Here is a 24081-nt window from a genome sequence, read left to right as displayed (position 1 = left end):
TTGTTACAGATCACGAAGCGGCGTAGAAAGTCCGGATCAAGACCTCCTTGCCCATCCCTACCCTGTTGCAACGTTTGCGCAACCGGTTTGCAGCCAAGATGTCTTCGCGAAGGGCCTATCTCTTCGCGCCGATCTGGCGAAGGATAAGGAGCTTCGGACCCCCCCTCCCGCGTCGCTCGGAGCCCGACATGAACGAACCGATCAACTTCGCCATGACCGTGGAGCACCTGTTCGCCGAGGTGTGGGCGCGCGAGGCGATCAGCGACCGCGACCGCCGGTTGCTGCTGATCGGCCTGCTGGTCGGTCAGGGGCTCGACCAGGCGGTCGAGGTGCAGCTTGAGACGGCGTTGCGCACCGGTGACCTGAGCGTGGAGGAGTTGAGGGAGACGGTCGTCTTCCTCACCCACTACGCGGGGTGGGCACGGGGGGCGCGGCTCAACGGCCAGGTGGAGGAGCTGATCGATCGCGTGCTCATGGACTGATCGTCGCGGCGACCGTCGCGCCCAGCTCCCAGCACGCCTCCAGGTCCGTCTTCGTCACGGCGCCGACGACCACGACGGGCGCCGCGGCCCGCTCCCAGCCGAGCCCGCCGGCGATCGCCTCGACCGCGCGCAGCGCTCCGGTGGCGTCGTTGTTGCCGTGCACGTACAGCCCGTACGGCAGGCGCCGCGTCTCCTCCAGGCACGGATAGTAGATCGTGTCGAAGAAGTGCTTGAGCGCGCCGCTCATGTAGCCGATGTTGGCGGGCGTCCCGAGAATGACGGCGTCGGCGGCGAAGACGTCCGAGGCGGTCGCGTTGAGCGCGGCTCTGGTGACGACCTCGACGCCCTCGATCTCGTCCGTCGTCGCCCCCTGCCGCACCTTCTCCAGCATCTCCTGCGTGGCGGGCGAGGCGGTGTGGTGGACGATCAGCAGCCTGCTCACGGGGCCTTCACCTGGTACAGCGGGCCCTGGAGGCTGAGGGCGTAGAGCTCGCCGTCGTGGCCCTGCCCGAACGACGACAGCTGCTCGACCCGCCCCACCTCGACGCCCTTGGCCGGGTCGGTCACGGGCGCCGCCTTCACCCATCCGGCGCAGAAGTCGCCGTAGAGGAAATGGCCCCGCAGTCCGGGGATCTCGGCGCCTCTGTAGACGTAGCCGGCGATGACCGAGCAGTTGCCGTCCTCGTGGAGGGGATAGGTGATGACAGGCTCGGTGGCGCCTGCCGCCGCCACGCCCGCTTCGTAGCGGCGCCCGCCCTCGAAGACGTTCCATCCGTAGTTGCGGCCGCCCTGGCCCCTGGGCTCATGGTCGACCTCTTCCCACGCGTCCTGACCGACGTCGCCGATCCAGAGGTCGCCGGTCTCCCTGTCGAAGGTGAACCGCCACGGGTTGCGCAGGCCGTACGCCCAGATCTCCGGTTCGGCACCGCGCCGGCCCACGAACGGGTTGTCCTTCGGGACCGTGTACGGCTTGCCCCGCGGGTCGATGCGCAGGATCTTGCCCAGCCACGTGCGCAGGTTCTGGCCGTTGCCGTGGGGGTCGCCGCCGCTGCCGCCGTCGCCGAGCGCGATGTAGAGGTGGCCGTCGGGCCCGAAGGCGAGCTGTCCGCCGTTGTGGTTGGCGTACGGCTGGTCCTGGGTGAGCACGTCACGCCGGTCGCGGGCCCTGACCCCGTCGAAGGCCCACTCGGTGACGTGGGTGTCGCCCTGGTCGTCGGTCCAGTCGAGGTAGAGCCACTTGCCGCTCGGGTGGAAGGCCACGCCCAGCAGGCCCTGCTCGTTGCCGTCGCTGACCTCGGCGGACAGGTCGACGATCACCGTCTGCCTGCCGTCCTTGAGCGAGCGCAGCCTGCCGCCCTGCTCGGCGACGTAGAGGGCATCGTCGCCCTCGCGCACGGCGAAGGCGACAGGCTTGTCGAACCGCGCGATCTCGGCGAACTCCAGCTTCGCGGGCGGTGGAGCCGACCCCACCTGCGCCGAGGGCACGGCGGTCGGAGACAGTGCCGGCGCGGGGGCCCGCGAGCGGTCCTGCGGCGGTCGGGTCGCCCCTGGCTGGACGGCCGAGCAGGCGGTCAGCACCGCGACCAGGGCGGCGGCGGGAAGCGCATGGCGCACGCCGTCGATCCTCTCATGCGATCTCGTCACACAGCGTCTACTCGCCTTCATCGCCGAAGGTTCTCCCCTCCCCCGCCTCATGCCACGCCGGAGATCGTCCGGGCGGTGCGGGGCCCTCCGAGGCGGGCGTTACGCTGGCCGTATGCCTACCGCATTGATCACGGGCGCGACCGCCGGCATCGGCGCGGCGTTCGCCCGCCGCCTGGCCGCCGACGGTTTCTCGCTGGTCCTCGTCTCCCGCGACGAAGCCCGGCTGGCCGAGACCGCCGACCGGCTCAAGCAGAGGTACGGCGTCGCCGTCGAGATCCTGCCCGCCGACCTGGCCACCGACCAGGGGCTGGAGGATGTCGAGGCCCGCGTGCGCGACGGCGTCGACTTCCTCGTCAACAACGCGGGGTTCGGGCACCCCGGCCGCTTCCTCGAGGTGCCGGTCGAGGAGGAGCGGCGCATGCTCAAGGTGCACTGCGAGGCCGTTCTCAGGCTCACCCTCGCCGCGCTGCCCGGCATGCGCTCCCGCGGCAGGGGCGCGGTGATCAACGTGGCGTCCGTGGCCGCCTTCTTCAACCGCGGCACCTACAGCGCCTCGAAGGCCTGGGTGGTCAACTTCAGCGAGTCGGTGGCCATGGAGGTGGACGACCCGAAGATCCGGATCATGGCGCTGTGTCCCGGGTTCGTGCGCACCGAGTTCCACCAGCGGGCTTCGATGGACGTCTCGGGCATTCCCGGATTCATGTGGCTGAAGGCCGACGACGTCGTCAACGAGGCCATGCGAGATCTGGCACGCGGCAAGCTGGTCTCGATCCCCGACCTGCGGTACAAGCTGGTCGTGGCGGTGGGCAGGCTCGTCCCGCGCAGGGTCGCCCAACAGGTGTCCAACACGCTCGGCCGCAGGTAGCCGGGGCTCACGCGGGCACCGCGGCCCGCTCGTCGGCGATGGAGGGGACGACCTCGGGCACCGGGGCAGGGCGGAAGACCACGAGTGCCGCGCAGGCCAGGGCGGTCACTCCCAGCACGCCGTACATGATCCGGTAGTCCACGACCCCGATGAGCGCCGCTCCCGTGGCGATGGAGGCCGTCTGGGTGATCGTGGTGAGCGTGCCCGTCGCCGCGCCCACGCGTCCCTGCAGCCTGGAGGGCACGTAGAGGTGCAGGGCGGTGGCGAGGGCGACGGAGAAGAGCGGGATCGCCAGGCCGTAGAGCGCGGCCCCTGCGAGGAACAGCACCGCCGAAGGGGCCAGGAACGCGCCCGCGCCGAGCGCGAAGAGCGCGTAGCCCGCGCCCGAGGCGCGCGACTCCCCCAGCCGCTTGACGAGCATGCCCGCCAGGATCCCCCCGACGACCGAACCCGCTCCCTGGACGGTGGTGAGCACGCCGAAGAAGGCGGCGGGCCTGCCGAGGCCGCGCTCGATGGCGGCGAAGGCGGCGGTGTCCATCAGGCCGGCGGTGGCCATGAAGATCGCCTCGGCGACGGCGAGCCTGCCCAGGAGCGGCACGTGCCGCAGGTAGCGGAAGCCCGCGGTGAGAGAGGGCAGGAACCGCTCTCCCGCGGGTTCGGGAGCCGACTCGACGATCTTGAGTGAGGCGAGGAAGAGGATCGCGACGACGAAGGTCGCGGCGTCGACGACGGCGAGCACGCCGCCGCCGTAGGCGAGGTAGACGGCGGCCCCGGCGACGGGTGACAGGATGCGCACGCCCTGCCGTACGGTGATGAGGGCCGCTCTCGCTCCGGCGGCCTCCTCCGAGGGGAGCAGGTCCTTCAGCAGCCCGCCGTACGCGGGGACGGAGAACGTGACGCCGTAGGCGAGGGCGACGGCGTACAGGATCCACAGCTGGTCGGCCGAGCGCACCAGGAGCAGGGCCATGACGACCAGGGCCATCGTGGCGTTCATCGCGATCAGCAGCGGCCTGCGGCGCACACGGTCCACGACGTGGCCGTAGAGGGGCGAGAACAGCCCCGGCACCGCCAGGCACAGGAAGACAAGACCGGCGGCGGAGTCGGACCCGGTGAGGTCCTTGGCCCAGATGCCGAGCGACAGGTAGAGAGCGCTGTCACCGAAGCTGGAGATCGCGTCGCCTGCCAGCAGGCGGCGGAAGAGGGGGTTGCGCAGCGCGGTCACCGCTCGCCGCCTTCCCGCTCACCGGAGGCACCGGCCTCGTCGACGGGCAGGCCGGACAGCAGGACGCGCACGAACCTGGCGTCCTCGGGCACCGCCGCCTCACCCTTGGACCTGGCGATGTACGGCGCGAGCACCTCCATCAGGCGCTCGCCCACCTCGTCCAGCTCCTGGGCGGTCATCGGGGCGGTGACACCACTGAGGAAGGCCGCCTCGCGCCATTCGGGGGCGGCCGAGTCCCGGGTCTGGGACCAGTCGAGCATCCTGCCCGCCTCGCGCTCGACGAACACGCGCTCGAGCTCGGCCGCGGCGACGCCGCCGTGGCCTGCCGACCAGCTCTGCTCCAGGTCGGCGACCTTCCACGGCCGCTCGCGCCCGTCGCCGCTCGACGCCTCGACGACGTAGCCGTACTTGGCCAGCTGCCGCAGGTGGAACGAGCACGACGCCTGTGTGGAGCCGAGGTGCCTGGCGCATTCGGCGGCGGTGGCGGGACCGATGCGGCCGAGCAGTTCGATCAGGTCGAGGCGCAGGGGGTGTGCCAGCGCGCGCATCGCGCGTGGATCGGTGATCTTCACATTCCCAAAGATAGCTTTGACATCTCGAGTATGTCAAAGACTTCTTTGGCTTCTGGGTGCACGTCGACCGATCCGGGCGGACGGCGGGTCAGCCCATCGCGTCGAGCAGCTTGCCGGTGATCCTGGCGAGATCGGACAGGTCACCCTCGTCCAGGTGCGCGCCGAGCGTCTCCTTCAGAACGCGTGAATACACCGCGCGGGCGGCGGAGAGGATCGCGCGACCCTCGGCGGTCAGCACGGCGTACACCTCCCGCCGATTGGCCTCGGGCCTGTCACGCTCGATCCAGCCCCGCTCGACGAGCCTGTCGACGATGCGCGTGAGGCCGCCACGCGTGACGGCCAACTGATCGGCCAGGTCGAGCATCCGCGACCGGCAGGACGGCGCGGCGGCCAGCCAGGCCAGGAAGGTCGTGCTCGAGCAGTGAGCAACCGGGCTCGGCGGCGAGGCTCGCGCAGACGGGGAACGCCCCTGTCGCGCCGATCGATCCGCAGGACATCGCGACGGTGGCCGCCGTGGCGCTGCTGTCTCCCGGCCACGAGGGGCGCTCGTACGCGATGACCGGGCCCGAACGCACCACGCCCGCCGAGCAGACGCGGGTGCTCGGCGAGCTGCTCGGGCGGGAGCTGGCCTTCGAGGAGATATCCGAGGAGGAGGGCGTCCGGTCGATGATGGGCTTCGGGATCTCCAGACAGGAGGCCGAGCACAGCGTCGGATCGCTGCGCGGCGACGGCTCGAGCCCCTTCGCGACGCCCACGCCCCTGGTCGGGGAGCTCGTCGGGGGCCCGCTCCGCACCTTCCGCCAGTGGGCGGCGGGCCACCTCGACGCCTTCAGATGAGACCCGAGCCGGATGAGCCCCGGGCACGGCCTGCGTGATCGCCGGCCGTGCCCGGGAGTGTGAGGCCGGACGCCGTTCGGCCGACGGGGCTGGGAGCCGGCGGCCGAAGCGAAGCGGACGGGAAGGGGAGAGGAAAACCGATCCCCCCGCCGCGGGAGGGGGTCGCGGCGGGGGGACGAACGGGGCAGGCTTAGCGGTTGGCCTCGTGGCCGATCGCCAGGCCGCTGGTGGTGTCGAAGAAGTGCAGGTTGTGGGTGTCGACGACCAGGTCGATCGACTGGCCGGGACGCACGTGGCTGCGGGCGTTGACGCGGGCGGTCCACAGCGACTTGTCGCCGGACAGCGGCAGCGCGGCCTCCTCGTCGTCACCGGTGTCCTGGGCGGCGACGGTGTCCTTGTGCTCGACCGGCGGGGCGTCGATCAGGAACAGGACGTTGATCTCGGAGCCGAGCTCCTCGGTGACCTCGGCCTTGGCCGCCAGGGTGGCCCAGCCGTTGGCGTGGTTGCCGGCGGCGCTGGCGTCCTCGAAGTCGGAGGGGCGGATGCCGAGGATGAGCGACTTGCCGATGTACTGGTCGAGGCCCGGCTTGTCGCTGAAGGTGGACTCGGGGATCGCCAGCTTGAAGCCGGCGAAGGAGACGGCGGCGCCGTTCCCGTCGCGGACCAGCTCCGCGTTCACGAAGTTCATGGACGGCGAACCCATGAAGCCGGCCACGAAGAGGTTGACCGGCTTGTCGAACAGGTTCTGCGGGGTGTCGACCTGCTGGAGCAGGCCGTCGCGCAGCACGCAGACGCGGTCGCCGAGGGTCATGGCCTCGACCTGGTCGTGCGTGACGTAGACGGTGGTGACGCCGAGGCGCTCGTGCATCTGGTTGAGCGAGGCGCGCATGGAGACGCGGAGCTTGGCGTCCAGGTTCGACAGCGGCTCGTCCATGAGGAAGGCCTGCGGCTCGCGGACGATGGCGCGGCCCATGGCCACACGCTGGCGCTGGCCACCGGACAGGGCGGCGGGCTTGCGCTTGAGGTAGGTCTCGAGGCCGAGCATCTTGGCGGCCTCGTTGACGCGCTTCTGGATCTCCGGCTTGGGCATCTTGCGGAGCTTCAGACCGAAGGCGAGGTTCTCCTCGACGGTCATGTGGGGGTAGAGCGCGTAGTTCTGGAACACCATCGCGATGTCGCGGTCCTTCGGCGGCAGGTGGTTGACCACCTTGTCGCCGATGGAGATCTCGCCGCCGCTGATGTCCTCGAGTCCGGCGATCATCCGCAGCGCGGTCGACTTGCCGCAACCGGAGGGACCGACGAGCACCATGAACTCGCCATCCTTGATCTCAAGGTTGAGCCCGTTCACGGCCTTCACGCCACCGGCGTAGATCTTGTCGACGTTTGACAGAACGATGGATGCCATCACAGTCCTTCGCGCAACGGGCCGGAACCCGGACGTTCGTGGGGGTCGCCACTCACTGTGGATACGTTTTCATGCATCTCACCCGAAAGGGACATCCCTGTCAAGGGACCAGGCGATGTTATCCATTCGAGCTGGAAACCTTACGGAACACATGATGGAATCGTTTCCATGAAGCGCACCACCATCAAGGACGTGGCCGAGGCGGCCGGCGTTGGCGTCGCCACCGTCTCCCGGGTGCTGTCCGGTGGATCGGCCAGCCCCGAGACCCGCGAGAGGGTGCTCGCGGTGGCCGCGCATCTCGACTACCGCCCCAGCGCGCTGGGGCGCAACCTGCGCCAGCAGCGCACGGGCGGCATCGGCCTGCTCGTGCCCGACCTGACCGACACCCTGTACGGCAGGCTCGCCGAAGGCGTGCTCGCCTGCGCCCGCTCGGCGGGCGAGCCCGTCGTGGTCGGCTCGACGGGCGACGACCCCGAGCAGGAGGCCGAGCTCATCGGCATGCTGCTGGAGCAGAGCGTCGACAGGGTGATCGCGGTGCCCTCCGGCGACGCCGAGGTATGGGGCCCCGCCATGAGGGCCGGCATGACGGTCGTGTTCGTCGGCGAGCAGCCGGAGCAGGAGCCCGGCGACGACGACCCCCTCGACGAACTCCTGCTGCTCGACGGGGTCAGGAGCGCGCCCAGGCCCGACAGCGCCATCCCCACCGTGCTGGCCGACGACCGGTCGGGCGTCCGTACGGCGGTGCAGTACCTCAAGGGTCTGGGCCACCGCCGCATCGCCTACCTCGGCGGCCCAGGACATCCGCGCCGCGTGGCCGCCTTCAGGCAGGCGCTGGGCCCGCTGGCCGACGAGGACCTGATCGTGTTCGCGGGCGGCAGCCGCGACTCGGCCTACGCCGCGGCCTCCAGCCTCCTCCAGAGCCACCGCGACGTCACCGCGCTGCTGGCCGGCGGCAACCCGCTGGGCGAGGCGGCGGTGCTCGCCTCGCGCGAACTGGGCCTGCGCATCCCCGGCGACCTGTCGCTGGTGATGTACGACGACGTGCCGTGGGCCGAGCTGTGCTCGCCCCCGCTGACCGTCATCGCCCAGCCCGGCCAGGATCTCGGCTACCGAGCGGCCGAGCTGGTGCTCAGGGCGGGTGCCCGCCGCCCGCGCGGCGTGCTGCTGCCCACCGAGCTCATCGTGCGCGGGAGCTGCGGGCCTCGCCCATGAGGTAGACCCAGGCGCCCTCGTGCCTGGTGAACCTGCTGGTCTCGCGCATCTCCCCCGCCCTGCCCGCCTGGCTGTAGCGGGCGCGGAACTCGACGGTCCCCTCGGCGTCGCCCGCGCCGCCGCCGCTGGTGCTCACGATCGTCAGCTTCTTCCACCGCAGGAAGGGCTCGAAGGTGACCTCGGCAGGCCTGGTCGAGGGATGCCAGCTGCGGAGCAGGTAGGCGGCGTCACCCACGGCGAAGGCGCTGAACCGCGAGCGCATGAGCTGCTCGGCCGTCTCGGCCGCCGCCCGGCCGCTGTGCAGCCGCCCGCAGCACTCCTCGTAGGCCGCGGGCAGCCCGCACGGGCATGACCTTCCGCTCAAAGAAGCTTCTCGATCGCGGTGACGACGGCCGGGTCGGCGGGCTCGACGCCGGGCCTGAACCGGGCCACGACCGTCCCCTCGCGGTCGACGAGGAACTTCTCGAAGTTCCACTGGATGTCGCCGGCCGCGCCGTCGGCGTCGGGCGTGCCCGTCAGCTGATCGTAGAGCGGGTGGCGGGCCTCGCCGTTCACGTCGGTCTTCTCCAGCAGCGGGAAGTCGACGCCGTAAGTGGTGGCGCAGAACTCCTGGATCTCTTCCGCCGAGCCGGGCTCCTGGCCCATGAACTGGTTGCACGGCACGCCCACCACGCTGAAGCCGCGCGGGCCGTACTCCTGCTGGAGCTTGACCAGGCCGGTGTACTGCGGGGTCAGACCGCACCTGGAGGCGACGTTCACGATGAGCAGGGCCCGGTCGCCGGTGAGCTCGGCGAGCGTGGTCGGGGCGTCCGCGAGCGTGCGGACCGGGATGTCACGGAGATTCATGATCCGACCCTACCCCTCCACAAAATGTGACAGAGCCCACTTTTTACCGGCAAAAGACCTGAACAGCCATAGATCGCGATCTTTACCAACGATCTACCTTTTCATGGTCAATTGGCGACAAACGGCTCACCTGCGGCAGGGTGACGCAGTCCCCCGAACCCTTCGAAGGGAAAACCGCATGCCCACGCTTCGAGCCTTGCTCCTGACCACCACGCTCGTGGTGTCGGGAGCGGGAACAGCGACGGCCGCGCACGCGGACAGCAGCACCGCCGGAAACGCCGCCAGTGCCAGAAACGCCGCCAGTGCCAGGAACAAGGCCATCGCCAGGCCCATGGTGAGCGATCGCGGCTGGAGCAGGGCCCACTTCGCCTGCCTCGAGCGGCTGTGGGCCCGTGAGAGCGGCTGGAACCACAGGGCCGGCAACGGCTCGGGAGCCTACGGCATCCCGCAGGCGCTGCCCGGGCACAAGATGGCGAGCGCGGGCCGCGACTGGCGCACGAACCCCAAGACCCAGATCAAATGGGGCCTTTCCTATATCAAGCAGAGATACGGCTCGCCGTGCTCCGCCTGGGCTCACTTCCAGTCGCGCGGCTGGTACTGATCTCCTCATCCGCTGTTCGAATAGTCATGGTCACCTCGCCGCCGGGACGGCTCAAGGCGAGACCGCTCAGCGGCAAAGTCCTCTTCTTCCCCCGCCTGAGATCACTCACCTGTGGCGACATGGCGTATTAGAAACCGCCTAGAGACATCGTCGCGGTGCCTTCCGGGCCGTCCAGGTAGATGGGGCGGGAAAGGACTCGGAAGGCCGCGCGGGACCATCCTCGTCCGAGCCACGGGCGCGGGTCGGCAGGACCCCTGCTTCGCAGGAGCCCGCCCGCACGCGGCCGGACAGCAAGGATCAAGTTGGACAGCAAACGCGCTCTCGCCGTAATGATCGCCTCTGCCGCGTTCACTGGCGGGACATCCACGATCGCCCTGGCTGACACGGAGTCACCCGACAGGGTCCACCAGCGGACCTGGTCGCCAGGGGCGGTGGTCCACCAGCGGACCTGGACGGTGCAGGCCGTTCCTCACGTGATCCACCAGGCCACGTGGGAGACCAAGGCCCAGCCGAAGGTGCGGCCCATGCTGCCGGGCAAGAACACGAACAAGCGGATCGCGCTCGACCTCGTGGTGCAGAGGTCGTGGTCGTTCCGTGAGTTCCAGTGCCTGGACAGCCTCTGGACCAGGGAGAGCAACTGGAACCATCGGGCGCAGAACCCCAGCTCAGGGGCTTACGGCATCCCGCAGGCGCTGCCTGCGGGCAAGATGTCGGGCGCCGGACGCGACTGGCGGGACAATCCCACCACCCAGATCCAGTGGGGCCTGAAGTACATCGAGGGCCGTTACGGCAGGCCGTGCGGCGCCTGGGGCCACTTCAGGGCGCACAACTGGTACTAGGCAGCCGCCGAGGGGAAGTGGCGGCTGTCGTGGGAGGGCATCCGGGCTCAGCCCCGGGTGCCCTTCCTGTCCAGATGGACGGCGATGGCCTGGATGAGCAGTTCGAGACCGAAGTCGAACTCCTCCTCGTGGTCGCACGAGCCGAGCAGGGACGCGAGAGCGCTGACCTGAGGGAACAGCTCAGGGTCCACGTCGCTGACCGGAGGCGCGCCGGGGACGGGCGCGAAGGTCGGCGTGACGCCCACCTCGCGCAGCAGCGAGCCGATGACGTAGGCGATGAACAGGCGCAGCATGCGTACCGCGTCGGCGCCGTCGAAGCCCGCCTGGCGCAGCGTGGTCAGCGCCCGCTCGACGGGGAACAGCCCCGCGTTGGAGTGGAGCTGGCGGCTGACCACCAGCATGGTGGAGCGCGGATAGTGGTGGGCGATCTGCCGGAAGGCCCTGGCCTGCATCCGCACCCTGTCGGTCCAGTGGGCCTCGGGGTCGTCGGTGAACTCGATCTGCGACAGCACCGACTCGGCGACGCCGTCGAGCAGCGAGGCCTTGTTCGGCACGTGGTTGTAGAGCGACATGACGCCGACGCTCAGGTCGGAGGCGATCCTGCGCATGGACACCGCGTCCGCGCCCTCACGCTCGATGAGGTCGATCGCGGCGGCGACGATGCGCGCGCGGGAGAGCGGCTCGCTGGGCATAGCTCATTCTATTGACGCACGTACACCGTACGTGCAACTCTCGGAGGCATACGTACGGTGTACGTCCCCCCTGGAGGCCGCATGTCGACGCACGATCTCTACACGATCCCCGCAGAGCTCTCCACGTGGAACGTGGATATGGCCGGGTCCAGCCGCTTCACATGGGAGTACGACGACGGCAGGGACCGCATGCTCGCCCTGTACCAGAAGGGCAAGGACAAGCAGTGGGACTCCGTGAAGAGGATCGACTGGGGTCTCGAGGTCGATCCATACGACGTGCTCGGCATCCCCGACAACACCATCGCCATCTACGGCACGCCGCTGTGGGAGCGGATGGACGACAAGACCCGCGCGGAGGTCCGCAGGCACGGCGCCGCGTGGCAGTTCTCCCAGTTCCTCCATGGGGAGCAGGGCGCGATGATCTGCTCGGCCCGGATCGTGGAGTCGGTTCCCGACCTCGACTCCAAGTTCTACGCCGCCACCCAGACGATGGACGAGGCCAGGCACGCCGAGACCTACGCGCGGTTCCTGCAGGAGAAGGTGGGCCTGGCCTACCCGATCAACGAGCATCTGAAGTCGCTGCTCGACTCGACGCTGACCGACTCCAGGTGGGACATGCCGTACCTGGGGATGCAGGTGCTGATCGAGGGCCTCGCGCTGGCGGCCTTCGGCGTCATGCGCGACATCACCACCAAGCCTCTGCCCAAGCAGATCCTGGCCTACGTCATGCAGGACGAGGCCAGGCACGTCGCCTTCGGCCGGATGGCGCTGCGCGACTATTACAGGAACCTGTCGGAGAGCGAGCTGCGTGAACGCGAGGACTTCGTCATCGAGGGCTGTTACCTGATGCGCGACCGGCTGCGCGGCAGGGAGACCTGGGAGACGCTCGGCCTGTCGCAGGCCGAGGTCGCCGAGGCCATGGAGGCCGTCGACCAGTCGGAGTATCTGCGGCTGTTCAGGTCGCTGCTGTTCAGCAGGATCGTGCCGTGCGTCAAGGACATCGGCCTGTGGTCTCCGCGCCTGCAGCAGGCGTACGCGGACATGGGCGTGCTCGAGATGGCGGGGCAGTCGCTCGAGGCGCTCATGAAGCAGGACGAGGACATCGCCGACAAGCTCGACGCCGAGCGTTTCGCCGTCGAGGAGGCCGAGCGCCACGCCGAGGTCGCCGAGACCATCGCCATGGGCTCGACCTCCTGACGCCCCACCTTCTGACACTCCACGTGCCGGCCCTCCGCCGTCCGGCTACGGCTACGGCTACGGCTACGGCTACGAGCCAGGGTGGACGCGGGCGATGACCTCCCTCAGCACCTCCACCAGACCGTCGATGTCCTCCTCCGTCGTGCGCCAGTTGACGATCGCGGGGCGGAGGGCGGTCATCCCCCTGTAGGTGGTCGTGCCCGCGTAGTAGCGGCCGTCGGCGATCAACTCCTCGCCGATGCGGCGGTTCAGCTCGTTCAGTTCGCCCTCGGCCACGCCCCGCGGCGCGTACCTGAAGCACACCACGCAGAGCGTCACGGGCGCGAGCAGCTCCAGGTCGGGGGCCTTCTCCACGGCCTCGCCCAGGCGGAGCGCCAGGTCGTGGTGCCGGTCGACGAGCTGCGCGTATCCCTGCCTGCCGTACGCCCGCAGGGTCGCCCAGATGGGGAAGGCCCGCGCTCTGCGGGAGGACTCGGGACCGAGGTTGTTGTAGTTGACGTCGGCGGGCAGGTAGTGGGCGCCCCACGCGCCGAACGACCTGAACATCAGGTCCTGATCGTGGACGAAGGCGAAGCCGCTCTCGTAGGGGACGTTCAGCCACTTGTGGCCGTCGGCGGCGACGGAATGGGCGCGCTCGACGCCCGACACAAGGTGCCGCAGGCGCGGCGAGGCGGCCGCGAACAGCCCGAACGCGCCGTCCACGTGCAGCCACGCGCCGTACCGTTCGGCCAGGTCGGCCAGGTCGGCGATGGGGTCGAAGTCGCCCGCGTTGACCTCCCCCGCGTTCCCGACGATCACGGCGGGGCCGTCGAGCTCGGACAGCGTCCGCTCCATCGCCTCCAGGTCCACCCTGCCTGCGTCGTCGCGCGCGCACACCGTCACGCCGTCGCGGCCGACGCCGAGGATCTGCAGCGCCTTGCGGCTGCTGGGATGGATGTAGCCGCTCGCCACCACCGGCATCCGCGGCAGGCCCGCCAGGCCCTGCGAGGTGATGTCGGCGCCGTGACGCTCACCCCACCACTGCCGCGCGCACGTCAGGCCGGTCAGGTTGGCGAAGGTGGCGCTCGGCGTCAGCACTCCCCCGTACGGCTCGGGCAGCCCGCACAGGTCCTTCAGCCAGTCCAGCGCCACCTTCTCCGCCCTCGCGGCCAGCGGCGAGGTCAGGTGCAGGCCGCTGGCCTGGTCGAGCAGCGAGGTCACCCAGTCGCCCGCCTGCGCCGCAGGGGTGGCGCCGCCGACGATGAAGTGGAAGAAACGCGGGCCTGAGGTCTGGGTGGAGGCCCCGGTGCCCACGGCGAGCAACTCCTCGACGGCGGCCAGCGTGCCCTCGCCCTCCTCGGGGAGGGATCCGTCGAGGAGATCCATCAGATGGTCGGCGGCGTGATCGTGGACGGGCCGGTCGGTCAGCGAGCCGAGGAAGGGGGCCGCCGCGCGGGCGACGAGGTCCAGGGCGGCGGGAGCCGCGTCCCGTTCGAACAGTGGATCACTCATGTCCGGATTGTGCCTGACATGTCAGCTCAGAGGGAGGCGCAGGACCAGCCGGGCGCCCTTGGCGGGGGCGTCGGCCACCCTGAGCGTGCCGCCGTGGGCGGTGGCGATGTCGCGGGCGATGGGAAGGCCGAGGCCGGTCCCGCCGGTGTCGCGCGAGCGGGCGGTGTCGAGCCTGGTGAACCGCCGGAAGACCGCCTCGCGTTGGCCTGCGGGGATGCCGGGACCGTCGTCGACGACCTCGACGACGGCGTCGGAGCCGTCGCGCGCGACCGTGATCCGGACGGCGCTCTCGCCGTACCGGTCGGCGTTGGACAGCAGGTTCGTCAGCAGCCTGTCGAGGCGGAGCCTGTTGCCGCGCACCATGAGGCCCGGCTCGATCGAGGCGGTGAACGGCAGGCGGGACGGGCGCCTGTCGATCTCGTCGGCCACCAGCTTGCCGAGATCGAGGACCTCGTCGGGCGCTCGCACGCCCGCGTCGAGGCGCGCCATGAGCAGCAGGTCCTGGACGATCGCCGACAACCGCTGGGCGTCGCCGAGCGCCTCCCTCAGGGTCTCGCAGTCCTCTCCCTCGGGCCTGCCCTCCAGCCGCACCAGCATCGCGGTCAGCGGCGTGCGCAGCTCGTGGGAGGCGTCGGAGACGAAGCGGCGGTGACGGTCGACCGCGTCCTCCAGGCGGGCCAGAGTGTCGTTGACGGTGACGGCGAGCTGGGCCACCTCGTCACCGGTGTCGGGCACCGGCATGCGGTCGCTCAGGTCGGTGGCGCTGATCTGCTCCAGACCCGACCTGATGCGTTCGACGGGGGCCAGAACCCTGCCGACGCCGATCCACGTGGCCCACGCCATGAGCGCGAGCAGGAGCGCCGCGCCAAGGGAGAGGACCGTGGCCACGAGCGGCACGTGCAGCGCGATCGACTCCCTGACCGCGGCGTAGGCGATGACCGGTCCGTAGGGCGTCGACCTGTTGGTGGTGCCGACGACGATCAGGCAGTCCTCCGTGCCCTTGTCGCACACCCGCGTCTGCACCCTGGAGTCGCCGCGCTCGGGGCGCGCGGCGGTGAGCGGGGGCCTGCCCTTCAGGGCGGCGCTGGCGGCCACCACCTTGTCCTCCGCGTCCACGACCTGCAGGAGCCGTACGCCGTGCTGCGGCGGGATCGGCCCGTGCACCGGCTCGTCGTCGACGAGGAGGGTGACCTGCCTGCTGGCCTGGTCCGCGCGGTCGACCTGCTGGGCGCGAACCCAGCGCGGGAAGGTCAGGCAGAGGGCGAGGACCCCGATGAACAGGATGACGCCGAAGCCGACCACGGTGGCCGCCGTCATGCGCGCTCTGATCGATCGCGGACGCAACCTGCTGAACTCCACCTTTCCACCGTCACCGACGGGACCTCACGTGCGGGTCTCGGCGTGGCATGGACACCGTCGCGCTCGGGTCAAGGCCGCGAAAGCGCGGTTAGCGTGAGGTCGTGGTGCATGTTCTCCTCATCGAGGACGACGCGGCGATCAGGACGGCGCTGACCAGGGCCCTGACCGATCGCGGCCACGCGGTGTCCTCCAGCCCCACCGCCATGGGCGGGCTGAACGAGGTGATGGAGCGCCGTCCCGACGTCGTGGTCCTCGACCTCGGCCTGCCCGACGTGGACGGCTGCGAGATGCTCAGGATGCTGAGGGCGATCAGCGCGACCCCTGTGGTGGTGGCCTCGGCCAGGGACGCCGAGGCGGAGATCGTCAAGGCGCTCAACGCGGGCGCCGACGACTACGTCATCAAACCGTTCGGCGCCGAGCAGCTCGACGCCAGGATCAGGGCGGTGCTGCGCCGAGGGAGCGCGGCGCCGGAGGACGAGGCGGGCATCGAGGTGGGCGGGCTCAGAGTGAATCCGCAGGCGCGCGAGGCGACGCTGGACGGCGTGGCGCTGGAGCTGAGCCCGAGGGAGTTCGACCTGCTGCACTACCTGGCCGTCAGGAGAGGGAAGGTCGTCACCAAGAGGGAGCTGATGGTCGAGGTGTGGCAGCTGCCCTACGGCGGGGCGGACAGGACCGTCGACGTCCACCTGTCGTGGCTGCGCCGCAAGCTGGGGGAGACGGCCGACAGCCCCCGCTACCTGCACACGGTGCGCGGCGTGGGGGTGAAGCTGTCGGCGCCCGAGGTCCCGTGATCCCCGGGCCTTAGGACGGCCTTAACGTCACCATGACACCGCCCCTATGGCCGCCGACTGCATTCTCGGGGATGTCAGCAAGTAACGAGACACCGGGGGAATGTTCCCATGCGTAAGTACATCGCCGCCTCGACCGTGGCCCTGACGATCACCGCCGCCGCCGTGGCGGGAACCGCGCTCGCCGGCGCCGCCAGCGCCGACACCACCGCTGGACGCCATGGGGGCGGCTACGTCGTCACCAGTCCCGGCGGGGCGCCCGTCCGCGCGTGTCCCAGCAAGTCCTGCCCGGCGATCGACTGGATCCCGGCGGGCGGCCTCACCGGTGGCAAGGCCGAGGGCAACTGGTTGAAGATCCACAGTGGCGGCTATGCCTGGTTGGGCAAGCTCAGCCCCATGTGACGATCGGAGCCGCCGCGGGCCCTCCACACGCCTCGCCCGAGGCGCGTGGAGGGCCCGCCGCCGTGCGCGGTGACCTCCGTGAAGAGCCGATGGCACGCCGGTGATACGGCCGGACATGCGGGCGAGCGTCTCAGCGATGGTGACCGGCCCGTCCCCGCCGGTTGAATACGTGCATGCGCCTCATCCTGAGCCTCTCCGCACTCGCCACCGGTCTGGTCGCCGGCACCTACTACGGCTTCTCCATCGCGGTCATGCCGGGGCTCGCCGCCGTCGACGACCGCGCCTTCGTCAGCGTCATGAACCAGATCAACACCGCCATCATCAACCCCGCGTTCCTTGTTCCCTTCCTGGCCGCGGTGGTCCTGCCCATCTGGGCACTGGTCCGTCACCGCCGCGCCAGATCTGTTGTCCCGTGGATCCTGGCGGGATTGGCCCTTTACCTGATCGGTTTTGTGACCACCTCGGCGATCAACGTCCCGCTCAACGACGGCCTCGCCGCGGGGACCGTCACGAGAGAGCAGTTCGAGGGCCCGTGGGTGGCGTGGAACCTCGTCAGAGCCGTCCTGTCGACCGCCGCGACCGCCTGCCTCGTGGGCGCGATGGTCCGGTCTGCGGGCAAAAAAATGGATTGATCCCAAGGTTTAACCTAGAAGGTGATGCCTCCCGATACGAACGTTCCCAGCCGTCCCCTGCTCTCCTCCAACTCCCTGTGGCGTATGCGGTCCTACCTACGCCCCTACGTCGGCAAACTGGTGTTCATCTGGCTGGTGGCCATCCTCGGAATCGCCGCCAGCATCGCCTTCCCCTTGGTGGGCAAGGAAGTGATCGACGCCAAGCAGACCGTCGACCTGCTCCCTCTGGGCCTCCTGGCCGTGGGTGTCGGCGTCGCGGAAGCCCTGATGATCTTCCTCAGGCGATGGGTGCAGACCAAGCCCGTCCTCGGCCTCGAGACCGAGATCCGCGACGACCTCTACAGGCACCTGCAGCGCCTGCCCATGGCCTTCCACAACGAGTGGCAGTCCGGCCAGCTGCTCTCGCGGGCCACGACCGACCTGTCGACCATCCGGCGCTTCCTCGGCTTCGGCATGCTCTTCCTGGTCATGAACGTCATCCAGCTCACCACGGTGACGATCGTGCTGCTGAACATGTACTGGCCGCTCGGCCTGCTCGTGGCGGCCTCCGCCGTACCCATCGTCTGGGTGTCGCTGCGGTTCGAGAAGAGGTACATCAAGATCTCCCGCCAGGTCCAGGACGAGCAGGGCGACCTCGCCACGCTCGTCGAGGAGTCGGCGATCGGGATCCGCACGATCAAGGCGTTCGGCCGCCGGCACCACGTCTTCGACACCTTCGACGACTCCGCGCGGAAGGTGTACGCCACCTCCCTCGACAAGGTGGGGCTCTCGGCCCGCTTCTTCACCTTCCTCGAGGTGATCCCGAACCTCACGCTCGCCCTGGTCCTGCTGCTCGGCGCGCTGGCCGTGGGGTCGGGCTCGCTCTCGCAGGGCTCGCTCGTCGCCTTCACCACGCTGGTGCTGCAGCTGGTCTGGCCGATCGCGAGCCTTGGCTACATCCTGGCGATGGCGCAGGAGTCGATGACCTCCGCCGACCGCGTCATGGAGGTCATGGACACCGTCCCCTCCATCGAGGACGGCACGGAGACGATCGAGCACCCGCGCGGCCACCTGCGGCTGGAAGGCGTGGGCTTCCGCTTCCCCGGCGCCGACCGGCCGGTGCTCCACGACGTCTGGCTCGACGTACGGCCGGGCGAGACGGTGGCCGTCGTGGGCGCGACGGGTTCGGGCAAGACCACGCTGACCGCGCTCGTCCCCCGGCTGATCGACGTGACCTCGGGAAGGGTCACCATCGACGGCCACGACGTGCGCGACCTGAAGCTGAGCACGCTGAGGGAGGTGGTGGCCACCGCGTTCGAGGAGCCCACGCTGTTCTCGATGAGCGTGCGCGAGAACCTCACGCTCGGCCACCGCGACGCCTCCGACGACGACCTGCGCGAGGCGCTCGAGGTGGCGCAGGCGACGTTCGTCCACGACCTGCCGTGGGGCCTCGACACCCGCATCGGCGAGCAGGGCATGTCCCTGTCGGGCGGCCAGCGCCAGCGTCTGGCGCTGGCCAGGGCGGTCCTGTCCAAGCCGAAGATCCTCGTGCTCGACGACACGCTGTCGGCGCTGGACGTGGAGACCGAGGCGCTGGTCGAGGAGGCGCTGCGCCACGTGCTGCGCGACGCGACCGGCATCGTCGTCGCGCACCGCGCCTCCACCGTGCTGCTCGCCGACAAGGTGGCGCTGTTGCGTGACGGCACGATCACCCATGTCGGCAGGCACCAGGACCTGCTGGCCGAGGTGCCCGAGTACCGCGCGCTGCTGGCGCAGGACGCCGACCTGTCCGAGGAAGGAGCCCTGCGATGACGGCCACCACCGACTGGCGCGGCGTCGCCTCGGAGAACAAGGACGACCTGCCGGAGAAGGTCTCGCTGCTGCTGCGGACCCGCTCGCGCGGGCTGCTGACCGATCTGCTGAGGCCGCACCGCAGGGCGATCGCGCTGCTCACCGCGATCATCATCTGCTCCAGCGGCGCGGGGCTGGCCATCCCGTACCTGGTGAAGGTCGGCATCGACTCGGGCATCCCGCCGATGCTGCGCGGGCAGGGCCCCGTCACGCTGCTCACGGTGATCGCGGTCATCCTGGCCGCGGCCGTCACCCAGGCGCTGACCAGGCAGGCGTTCCTGAAGCTGTCGGGCAGGATCGGCCAGGACATCCTGCTGGAGCTGCGGCGCAGGGTCTTCGACCACTTCCAGCGGCTCTCGCTCGCCTTCCACGAGAAGTACACCTCGGGCCGGGTGATCTCGCGACTGACCTCCGACATCGAGGCGATCGCCGAGCTGCTGCAGTCGGGCTTCGACGGCCTGGTCACCGCGGTGCTGACGATGTTCGGGACAGCGGCGCTGCTGCTCATCCTCGACGTGCACCTCGGTCTGGTGGCGCTGGTCCCGCTGCCTGTCCTGCTGCTGTTCACCCGGTGGTTCCGCCGCCAGTCGGCGATCACCTATCGGCGCACCAGGGAGACGGTGGCCCTGGTCATCGTGCACTTCGTGGAGTCGATGACCGGCATCAAGGCCGTCCAGGCCTTCCGCCGCGAGCCCCGCAACCAGGAGATCTTCGGCCAGCTCAACGCCGACTACCGCGACGCCAACGCACGGGCGATGCAGCTGATCGCGATGTTCATGCCGGGCATCAAGCTCATCGGCAACCTCACGATCGCCGGCGTGCTGATCTACGGCGGCTGGCTGGCCTTCCACGACGAGGTCACGGTCGGCGTGCTGGCGGCGTTCCTGCTCTACCTGCGCCAGTTCTACGAGCCGATGCAGGAGATCAGCCAGTTCTACAACACGCTGCAGTCGGCGGGCGCGGCGCTCGAGAAGCTGTCGGGCGTGCTGGAGGAGGAGCCGTCGGTTCCCGAGCCGCCGCGGGGCGCGGAACTGGCGAGGGCGCGGGGTCAGGTCCGCTTCGAGGGCGCGGAGTTCTCCTACGTGCCCGAGATGCCGATCATGCCGCGTCTCGACCTGACCATCCCCGCCGGGCAGAGCGTGGCGCTGGTCGGCGCGACGGGCGCGGGCAAGACCACGCTGGCCAAGCTCATCTCCCGCTTCTACGACCCTACGGCGGGACGGGTGCTGCTCGACGGCGTCGACCTGCGCGACCTGGACGAGACGACGCTGCGCAAGGCCGTGGTGATGGTGACGCAGGAGAACTTCCTGTTCTCCGGCACGGTCACCGAGAACATCCGCTTCGGAAGGCCGGAGGCCTCCATCAAGGAGGTCGTGGACGCGGCCAAGGCCATCGGCGCGCACGAGTTCATCTCGGCGCTGCCCGAGGGTTACGACACCGAGGTCGGCAAGCGCGGCGGCCGGATGTCGGCGGGCCAGCGGCAGCTGGTCGCCTTCGCCCGCGCCTTCCTGGCCGACCCGGCGGTGCTGATCCTCGACGAGGCCACCTCGTCGCTCGACGTGCCGAGCGAGCGGCTGGTCCAGCGGGCGCTGCGCACGATCCTCGCCGACAGGACCGCGCTCATCATCGCGCACCGCCTGTCGACGGTGGAGATCGCCGACAGGGTCCTGGTGATGGAGCGCGGCACGATCGTCGAGGACGGGCCGCCCGAGGCGCTCATCACCGCGGCGGGACGGTTCGCCGGTCTGCACCAGGCCTGGCTGGACAGCCTGGCCTGACCTCCTCCCTCCCGGGCACGTGTCATCGGCCTGCGCCGCTGCCGCGCGCCCGGGACCGGGCGGTCACGTGATCGCCGCGCGCCAGGTGAACTTCAGCGCCGTCTCCTTGGTCACCTCACGAGGGGCGGGCACGGGCGGTTCCTGATCTCTGGCCATGTATCCGGCCGGGAAGGTCGTGATCTGGACCGCCCCGCACTTGGGGCAACTCCTGTCGGAGGTGGGCGGCTGGACGGCCACGCCGGACCGCATCCACACCTCGACCTCGTTGCCATGGCTGTCGGTGAGGTGCCTGACGAGGTACTCCTCCTGCCAGACGTGCCAGCAGCACTGGCACTCGAACGGCCATGTCTCGCGTGCGTCATAGCCCTCGTGCACGTGAATCACCTCCGAGCTGGTCTTCTTCGAGTGTCCGCCTCCCCCTGCCGCCCCCGCAAGCCGTTGACGAGGCGGGAAAGGCCCCGTAGGTTCCCATACCGACCGGTTGGTTCGGAGGCGAGGAGACAGTCGATGGTCGACACCCGCGAGGCAAGACGCGCATGGCGCCGCCTGGAGCCGGTGCACGGCATGATCTACTTCGTGCCGGAGGCACGGGAGCTGTACGCGGCCCTCGGCCTGCGGGGACGCGCGGGCTACTTCGCCTCCCGCGGCGCCGCCTTCGGCGCCGCGTCCGCCGAGGTGGTCATCGCGACGTTCTACAACTTCAACCCCGACCTCGTACGGCGCTCCCTCGCCGCGGCCTGGGAGAAGACGAGCCCCACCGAGGTCCTGGCGGCCAGGCTGGAGGCGGCCGGCACGGCGCTGCGCCGAGGTGGCGTCGACGGGGCCGGCGCGCTGGCCGAGACGCTCGCCCTGGCAAGGAGGGCGGCGGAGGCGGCGGCTGAGCACGTGCACGGCCGCCCGCTGTTCGCCGCCCACGCGGCTCTCCCCTGGCCGGGCGAGCCGCTGCTCGACCTGTTCCACGCGCAGACGCTGCTGCGGGAGTTCAGGGGCGACGGGCACGTGGCGCTGCTGGTCTCGGAGGGGCTGTCGCCGGTCGAGGCCCTGGTCCTGCATGCCGCGTCGAGGGAGGTGCCCGAGATCTTCCTCAAGACGTCGCGGGGCTGGCCCGAGGAGGCGTGGGGCGAGGCGGCGGACGCGCTCAAGGCACGCGGCCTGCTCGCCGACGGCCTGACCGAGGAGGGCGCCAGGCTGCGCGGCCACATCGAGAGCAGGACCGACGAGCTGGCCATGCCCGCCTACGCCGCGCTGGGCGAGGACGGCTGCTCGCGCCTGGCCGAGCTGGCCAGGCCCTTCGGACGCGCCGTGGTGGACGCGGGGCTGCTCCCGCTCTCTAGCCGTGGGCCAGGCTCGTCGTGACGACGAAACAGATCGAGCCGGCCACCACGCAGAGGGTGCCGACCCAGGCCAGCAGCGCGTCGGGCCTGCTGTCGAGCGGATCGCCGTTGTGCAGGGCGCGCTGGACGTGGCGGAAGCGGGAGGCGGTCCGCACGAGCAGGACCCCTCCGCAGAGCGCCGCCAGCGCGAACGCCGCCACGAACACCAGGCCTAGCCCCGCGCGGGCGGCCAGCCCCGCCGCGCCCAGGCCGCCCGTGGACAGGGCGACGGCGGTGCGCACCCACGCCAGGCGGGTGCGCTCGCTCTGCAGCCCGGGGTCCCAGATCTCGGCCGACATGCTCAGGCCATCAGGATGAGGACGAGAGCCACGACGGCGACGGCGGCCACGCCGTAGCCGAAGACGGCCGCCAGGGCGGGCGGCGGCAGCGGCGCCTGGTTGCGCAGCGCGCGCTGGATGTTGCGCCAGCGCGGGTAGGCCATGCCCGCGGCGAGCGCGGCGAGAAGGACCAGGATCAGGGCCATCACGGTGCGCACCCACGGCACGAAGATGTCGTCGGAGACCGCCGCCATCGCCACGCCGCCCGCGCACAGCGCCAGGGACGTGCTCAACCAGGTCAGGAAGGTCCTTTCGTTGGCGAGGGTGAAGCGGGGATCAGGCTCGGTGCCGTTCATGTGACCACGCTAAATCGACCCCATTTCCCCTAGAGAAGCCGGGATAGGAGATCCTGTTGTCATGCTCATGGCGCAGATCGCTACCCGGTTCCTCGACCGCCTGACGCCGGAGCAGCGGCAGGCCGCCGCCTACGAGTTCGGCGACCCGCTGCGGCGGCGCTGGACCTACGTGCCCGCGCCCAGACCAGGAGCCTCGCTGCTCGGGCTGAGCCGCGAGGCGCGCAAGGCGGCGCACCGGTTGCTGGCCACGGCGCTGTCGCGGCACGCGTTCGCCCAGGTGGTGACGATCATGGCGATGGAGGAGGTGCTCGACCTCGACGAGGGAGGGCGCAGGGGCCGCCACAGCGACGACTACCACGTGGCGATCTTCGGCACGCCGGGGACGGAGGCGTGGAGCTGGCGCTTCGAAGGCCACCACGTGTCGGTCACGGCGACGGTCGCGGGCGGGCGGGTCGAGGTGGCGCCGCTGTTCCTCGGCGCCCACCCGGCCGCCGTCCGGTACGGCGAGACGGCCGTGGTCAGGCCGCTACCGCTGGAGGAGGAGATGGCCAGGGCGCTGGTGGCCGACCTGTCCCCCGCGCTGCGCGCCCGGGCGGTGGTCGCGGACGTCGCGCCGCCCGACATCCTCACCGGCACGTCCGCGGTGGCCGCGGAGCTGGAACCGCGCGGCGTGCGGGGCGGCGAGCTGGCCTCCGCCCAGCGCGACCTGCTGGGCGGGCTGCTCGGTGTCTACCTGGACCGGCTGGCCCCCTCCTTGCGGGGCGCGCACGATCCGGCCGCCTTCTCCTTCGCGTGGGCCGGGCCCGTCGCGGCGGGCGCCGGTCACTACTACCGGATCCAGGGCCCTGGGCTGCTCGTCGAGTACGACAACACGCAGGACGCCGCCGATCACGCGCACACCGTGATCAGGAGGCCGGGCGCCGACTTCGGCGCCGGGCTGCTGGCCGCCCATCTGGCGGACGAGGCCTAGCTGCAGGCCTCCTTCAGCTTCGTCAGGTAGGCGGCGGTGTCGTTGCCGACCTTCTGTACGGCGTCGACCGCCTCGTTGGCGCTGTTGACGTCGAGCTTGCTCAGGCTGGCGGCCAGATCGTCGGTGGCCTCCTTCAGCGTGGTGTTGGACGCCTTGTCGGCCACCTCGCCCAGCTTCTTCGAGGCGGCGTCGAGCTCCTTCTCCATCGCGGCGGGGTCGTTGACCAGGCCGCTGATCTTGGCGACGGTCTCCGAGACTATCTTGGGGGCCTCCAGACAGGCCTGAGCCTTGTCGACCGTCGCGTTGATCTCGCTGCAGCCGCTGGCGAAGACGACAACGGCGAAGGCGGCAAGGGGCACGAACCTGCTGGCAACGAGTCGCATGTCCTCGACACTAGCCAACGGCCGCGC

29 protein-coding genes are annotated in these 24081 nt (G+C 70.3%); 14 read left to right on the top strand and 15 right to left on the bottom strand.

Translation table 11 applies throughout. The annotated features are described in order from the left end of the window. Positions 1–188: 188 nt before the first annotated feature. Entirely contained in the window at positions 189–482 is a 294-nt protein-coding gene (locus tag AC3EO4_RS29840; RefSeq protein ID WP_379574176.1) for a carboxymuconolactone decarboxylase family protein, read from the top strand. Here the strand turns inward: AC3EO4_RS29840 and AC3EO4_RS29835 are convergent. Beyond that, a complete protein-coding gene (locus AC3EO4_RS29835) occupies positions 472–924 on the bottom strand; it encodes a flavodoxin family protein (RefSeq protein WP_379574175.1) in 453 nt (150 codons plus the stop codon). The two genes, AC3EO4_RS29840 and AC3EO4_RS29835, sit on opposite strands and share 11 nt — an antisense overlap. Next, positions 921–2096, bottom strand: a complete 1176-nt coding sequence (locus AC3EO4_RS29830; RefSeq protein WP_431898726.1) for a PQQ-dependent sugar dehydrogenase — start codon at positions 2094–2096, stop codon at positions 921–923. Before AC3EO4_RS29830 ends, AC3EO4_RS29835 begins: the two co-directional genes overlap by 4 nt. Before the next feature lie 142 nt (positions 2097–2238). On the opposite strand from AC3EO4_RS29830, the gene AC3EO4_RS29825 reads away from it, so the two are divergent. Then, positions 2239–2991, top strand: coding sequence for an SDR family NAD(P)-dependent oxidoreductase (locus AC3EO4_RS29825; protein WP_379574173.1), 753 nt, complete (start codon positions 2239–2241; stop codon positions 2989–2991). 7 nt (positions 2992–2998) lie between these two features. On the opposite strand, the gene AC3EO4_RS29820 is transcribed toward AC3EO4_RS29825, so the two are convergent. From AC3EO4_RS29820 to AC3EO4_RS29810, 3 genes are all read right to left on the bottom strand, one after another. Further along, a complete protein-coding gene (locus tag AC3EO4_RS29820) occupies positions 2999–4213 on the bottom strand; it encodes an MFS transporter (RefSeq protein ID WP_379574172.1) in 1215 nt (404 codons plus the stop codon). Next, positions 4210–4785: an ArsR/SmtB family transcription factor gene (locus AC3EO4_RS29815; protein WP_379574171.1), complete on the bottom strand. Its 576-nt coding sequence runs from the start codon at positions 4783–4785 to the stop codon at positions 4210–4212. The genes AC3EO4_RS29820 and AC3EO4_RS29815 overlap by 4 nt, the downstream gene beginning before the upstream one ends. An 88-nt stretch (positions 4786–4873) precedes the next feature. After that, a complete protein-coding gene (locus AC3EO4_RS29810) occupies positions 4874–5179 on the bottom strand; it encodes a MarR family winged helix-turn-helix transcriptional regulator (RefSeq protein ID WP_431898780.1) in 306 nt (101 codons plus the stop codon). A gap of 119 nt (positions 5180–5298) precedes the next feature. On the opposite strand from AC3EO4_RS29810, the gene AC3EO4_RS29805 reads away from it, so the two are divergent. Next, positions 5299–5622, top strand: a complete 324-nt coding sequence (locus tag AC3EO4_RS29805) for a Rossmann-fold NAD(P)-binding domain-containing protein (protein WP_431898725.1) — start codon at positions 5299–5301, stop codon at positions 5620–5622. Between the two features lie 190 nt (positions 5623–5812). Here AC3EO4_RS29805 and AC3EO4_RS29800 read toward each other — a convergent pair whose 3' ends face one another. Beyond that, positions 5813–7027, bottom strand: a complete 1215-nt coding sequence (locus AC3EO4_RS29800; protein ID WP_379574168.1) for an ABC transporter ATP-binding protein — start codon at positions 7025–7027, stop codon at positions 5813–5815. Between the two features lie 168 nt (positions 7028–7195). Between AC3EO4_RS29800 and AC3EO4_RS29795 the strand changes: the two genes are divergently transcribed. Beyond that, the gene (locus AC3EO4_RS29795) at positions 7196–8239 is read left to right on the top strand and encodes a LacI family DNA-binding transcriptional regulator (protein WP_379574167.1); all 1044 of its coding nucleotides are present in this window, start codon (positions 7196–7198) and stop codon (positions 8237–8239) included. Here the strand turns inward: AC3EO4_RS29795 and AC3EO4_RS29790 are convergent. Together AC3EO4_RS29790 and AC3EO4_RS29785 are read right to left on the bottom strand one after the other, a co-directional pair. Next, on the bottom strand, positions 8205–8603 hold the full coding sequence (locus AC3EO4_RS29790) for a YchJ family protein (RefSeq protein WP_431898724.1): 399 nt from the start codon (positions 8601–8603) through the stop codon (positions 8205–8207). The genes AC3EO4_RS29795 and AC3EO4_RS29790 overlap by 35 nt on opposite strands. Continuing rightward, positions 8600–9085, bottom strand: coding sequence for a glutathione peroxidase (locus tag AC3EO4_RS29785; protein ID WP_431898723.1), 486 nt, complete (start codon positions 9083–9085; stop codon positions 8600–8602). The genes AC3EO4_RS29790 and AC3EO4_RS29785 overlap by 4 nt, the downstream gene beginning before the upstream one ends. A 178-nt stretch (positions 9086–9263) precedes the next feature. On the opposite strand from AC3EO4_RS29785, the gene AC3EO4_RS29780 reads away from it, so the two are divergent. Both AC3EO4_RS29780 and AC3EO4_RS29775 read left to right on the top strand, forming a co-directional pair. Beyond that, positions 9264–9686, top strand: coding sequence for an aggregation-promoting factor C-terminal-like domain-containing protein (locus AC3EO4_RS29780; RefSeq protein ID WP_431898722.1), 423 nt, complete (start codon positions 9264–9266; stop codon positions 9684–9686). A 302-nt stretch (positions 9687–9988) separates the two neighbouring features. Further along, on the top strand, positions 9989–10525 hold the full coding sequence (locus AC3EO4_RS29775; protein ID WP_431898721.1) for an aggregation-promoting factor C-terminal-like domain-containing protein: 537 nt from the start codon (positions 9989–9991) through the stop codon (positions 10523–10525). A gap of 47 nt (positions 10526–10572) precedes the next feature. Here the strand turns inward: AC3EO4_RS29775 and AC3EO4_RS29770 are convergent, their stop codons facing one another. Then, complete coding sequence (locus AC3EO4_RS29770; protein ID WP_379574162.1) at positions 10573–11217, bottom strand: TetR/AcrR family transcriptional regulator; 645 nt, start codon at positions 11215–11217, stop codon at positions 10573–10575. Between the two features lie 81 nt (positions 11218–11298). On the opposite strand from AC3EO4_RS29770, the gene AC3EO4_RS29765 reads away from it, so the two are divergent. Beyond that, positions 11299–12414 (top strand): ferritin-like domain-containing protein, encoded by a 1116-nt coding sequence (locus AC3EO4_RS29765; RefSeq protein WP_431898720.1) that lies wholly within the window; start codon positions 11299–11301, stop codon positions 12412–12414. A gap of 69 nt (positions 12415–12483) precedes the next feature. On the opposite strand, the gene AC3EO4_RS29760 is transcribed toward AC3EO4_RS29765, so the two are convergent. Further along, positions 12484–13905: a pyridoxal phosphate-dependent decarboxylase family protein gene (locus AC3EO4_RS29760; protein WP_431898719.1), complete on the bottom strand. Its 1422-nt coding sequence runs from the start codon at positions 13903–13905 to the stop codon at positions 12484–12486. A 21-nt stretch (positions 13906–13926) separates the two neighbouring features. Then, a complete protein-coding gene (locus tag AC3EO4_RS29755; protein WP_431898718.1) occupies positions 13927–15222 on the bottom strand; it encodes a sensor histidine kinase in 1296 nt (431 codons plus the stop codon). A gap of 143 nt (positions 15223–15365) precedes the next feature. On the opposite strand from AC3EO4_RS29755, the gene AC3EO4_RS29750 reads away from it, so the two are divergent. From AC3EO4_RS29750 to AC3EO4_RS29730, 5 genes are all read left to right on the top strand, one after another. Beyond that, on the top strand, positions 15366–16055 hold the full coding sequence (locus AC3EO4_RS29750) for a response regulator transcription factor (protein WP_431898717.1): 690 nt from the start codon (positions 15366–15368) through the stop codon (positions 16053–16055). Positions 16056–16163: 108 nt separating this feature from the next. Continuing rightward, positions 16164–16454, top strand: a complete 291-nt coding sequence (locus tag AC3EO4_RS29745; protein WP_379574157.1) for a hypothetical protein — start codon at positions 16164–16166, stop codon at positions 16452–16454. Between the two features lie 173 nt (positions 16455–16627). Next, a complete protein-coding gene (locus AC3EO4_RS29740) occupies positions 16628–17086 on the top strand; it encodes an anthrone oxygenase family protein (RefSeq protein WP_379574156.1) in 459 nt (152 codons plus the stop codon). 24 nt (positions 17087–17110) lie between these two features. Then, the gene (locus AC3EO4_RS29735; protein WP_379574155.1) at positions 17111–18877 is read left to right on the top strand and encodes an ABC transporter ATP-binding protein; all 1767 of its coding nucleotides are present in this window, start codon (positions 17111–17113) and stop codon (positions 18875–18877) included. Then, positions 18874–20694: an ABC transporter ATP-binding protein gene (locus tag AC3EO4_RS29730; RefSeq protein WP_379574154.1), complete on the top strand. Its 1821-nt coding sequence runs from the start codon at positions 18874–18876 to the stop codon at positions 20692–20694. The genes AC3EO4_RS29735 and AC3EO4_RS29730 overlap by 4 nt, the downstream gene beginning before the upstream one ends. A gap of 63 nt (positions 20695–20757) precedes the next feature. Here AC3EO4_RS29730 and AC3EO4_RS29725 read toward each other — a convergent pair whose 3' ends face one another. Beyond that, positions 20758–21069, bottom strand: coding sequence for a hypothetical protein (locus AC3EO4_RS29725; protein ID WP_379574153.1), 312 nt, complete (start codon positions 21067–21069; stop codon positions 20758–20760). Between the two features lie 132 nt (positions 21070–21201). On the opposite strand from AC3EO4_RS29725, the gene AC3EO4_RS29720 reads away from it, so the two are divergent. Further along, positions 21202–22050: an SCO6745 family protein gene (locus AC3EO4_RS29720; protein WP_379574152.1), complete on the top strand. Its 849-nt coding sequence runs from the start codon at positions 21202–21204 to the stop codon at positions 22048–22050. Here AC3EO4_RS29720 and AC3EO4_RS29715 read toward each other — a convergent pair. Next, positions 22025–22366 (bottom strand): DUF202 domain-containing protein, encoded by a 342-nt coding sequence (locus tag AC3EO4_RS29715; RefSeq protein WP_379574151.1) that lies wholly within the window; start codon positions 22364–22366, stop codon positions 22025–22027. The genes AC3EO4_RS29720 and AC3EO4_RS29715 overlap by 26 nt on opposite strands. A 2-nt stretch (positions 22367–22368) precedes the next feature. After that, on the bottom strand, positions 22369–22701 hold the full coding sequence (locus tag AC3EO4_RS29710; protein WP_379574150.1) for a YidH family protein: 333 nt from the start codon (positions 22699–22701) through the stop codon (positions 22369–22371). A gap of 67 nt (positions 22702–22768) precedes the next feature. Between AC3EO4_RS29710 and AC3EO4_RS29705 the strand changes: the two genes are divergently transcribed. Beyond that, on the top strand, positions 22769–23671 hold the full coding sequence (locus AC3EO4_RS29705) for a DUF3500 domain-containing protein (protein WP_431898716.1): 903 nt from the start codon (positions 22769–22771) through the stop codon (positions 23669–23671). Here the strand turns inward: AC3EO4_RS29705 and AC3EO4_RS29700 are convergent. Further along, positions 23668–24054, bottom strand: coding sequence for a hypothetical protein (locus tag AC3EO4_RS29700; RefSeq protein WP_379574148.1), 387 nt, complete (start codon positions 24052–24054; stop codon positions 23668–23670). The genes AC3EO4_RS29705 and AC3EO4_RS29700 overlap by 4 nt on opposite strands. Positions 24055–24081 lie beyond the last annotated feature (27 nt).

The organism is Nonomuraea sp. bgisy101, from assembly GCF_057708945.1.
The sequence above is the reverse complement of the archived record's forward strand: the minus strand, read 5'-3'. Positions and strand labels throughout refer to the sequence as shown.

What these genes read in the sequence shown, in the direction of transcription:
- AC3EO4_RS29840 (WP_379574176.1), top strand. Translation starts at nt 189, where the DNA reads ATGAACGAACCGATCAACTTCGCCATGACCGTGGAGCACCTGTTCGCC.
- AC3EO4_RS29825 (WP_379574173.1), top strand. Translation starts at nt 2,239, where the DNA reads ATGCCTACCGCATTGATCACGGGCGCGACCGCCGGCATCGGCGCGGCG.
- AC3EO4_RS29800 (WP_379574168.1), bottom strand. Translation starts at nt 7,027, where the DNA reads ATGGCATCCATCGTTCTGTCAAACGTCGACAAGATCTACGCCGGTGGC.
- AC3EO4_RS29795 (WP_379574167.1), top strand. Translation starts at nt 7,196, where the DNA reads ATGAAGCGCACCACCATCAAGGACGTGGCCGAGGCGGCCGGCGTTGGC.
- AC3EO4_RS29785 (WP_431898723.1), bottom strand. Translation starts at nt 9,085, where the DNA reads ATGAATCTCCGTGACATCCCGGTCCGCACGCTCGCGGACGCCCCGACC.
- AC3EO4_RS29780 (WP_431898722.1), top strand. Translation starts at nt 9,264, where the DNA reads ATGCCCACGCTTCGAGCCTTGCTCCTGACCACCACGCTCGTGGTGTCG.
- AC3EO4_RS29770 (WP_379574162.1), bottom strand. Translation starts at nt 11,217, where the DNA reads ATGCCCAGCGAGCCGCTCTCCCGCGCGCGCATCGTCGCCGCCGCGATC.
- AC3EO4_RS29765 (WP_431898720.1), top strand. Translation starts at nt 11,299, where the DNA reads ATGTCGACGCACGATCTCTACACGATCCCCGCAGAGCTCTCCACGTGG.
- AC3EO4_RS29760 (WP_431898719.1), bottom strand. Translation starts at nt 13,905, where the DNA reads ATGAGTGATCCACTGTTCGAACGGGACGCGGCTCCCGCCGCCCTGGAC.
- AC3EO4_RS29755 (WP_431898718.1), bottom strand. Translation starts at nt 15,222, where the DNA reads ATGACGGCGGCCACCGTGGTCGGCTTCGGCGTCATCCTGTTCATCGGG.
- AC3EO4_RS29745 (WP_379574157.1), top strand. Translation starts at nt 16,164, where the DNA reads ATGCGTAAGTACATCGCCGCCTCGACCGTGGCCCTGACGATCACCGCC.
- AC3EO4_RS29740 (WP_379574156.1), top strand. Translation starts at nt 16,628, where the DNA reads ATGCGCCTCATCCTGAGCCTCTCCGCACTCGCCACCGGTCTGGTCGCC.
- AC3EO4_RS29735 (WP_379574155.1), top strand. Translation starts at nt 17,111, where the DNA reads ATGCCTCCCGATACGAACGTTCCCAGCCGTCCCCTGCTCTCCTCCAAC.
- AC3EO4_RS29730 (WP_379574154.1), top strand. Translation starts at nt 18,874, where the DNA reads ATGACGGCCACCACCGACTGGCGCGGCGTCGCCTCGGAGAACAAGGAC.
- AC3EO4_RS29720 (WP_379574152.1), top strand. Translation starts at nt 21,202, where the DNA reads ATGGTCGACACCCGCGAGGCAAGACGCGCATGGCGCCGCCTGGAGCCG.
- AC3EO4_RS29715 (WP_379574151.1), bottom strand. Translation starts at nt 22,366, where the DNA reads ATGTCGGCCGAGATCTGGGACCCCGGGCTGCAGAGCGAGCGCACCCGC.
- AC3EO4_RS29710 (WP_379574150.1), bottom strand. Translation starts at nt 22,701, where the DNA reads ATGAACGGCACCGAGCCTGATCCCCGCTTCACCCTCGCCAACGAAAGG.
- AC3EO4_RS29705 (WP_431898716.1), top strand. Translation starts at nt 22,769, where the DNA reads ATGGCGCAGATCGCTACCCGGTTCCTCGACCGCCTGACGCCGGAGCAG.
- AC3EO4_RS29700 (WP_379574148.1), bottom strand. Translation starts at nt 24,054, where the DNA reads ATGCGACTCGTTGCCAGCAGGTTCGTGCCCCTTGCCGCCTTCGCCGTT.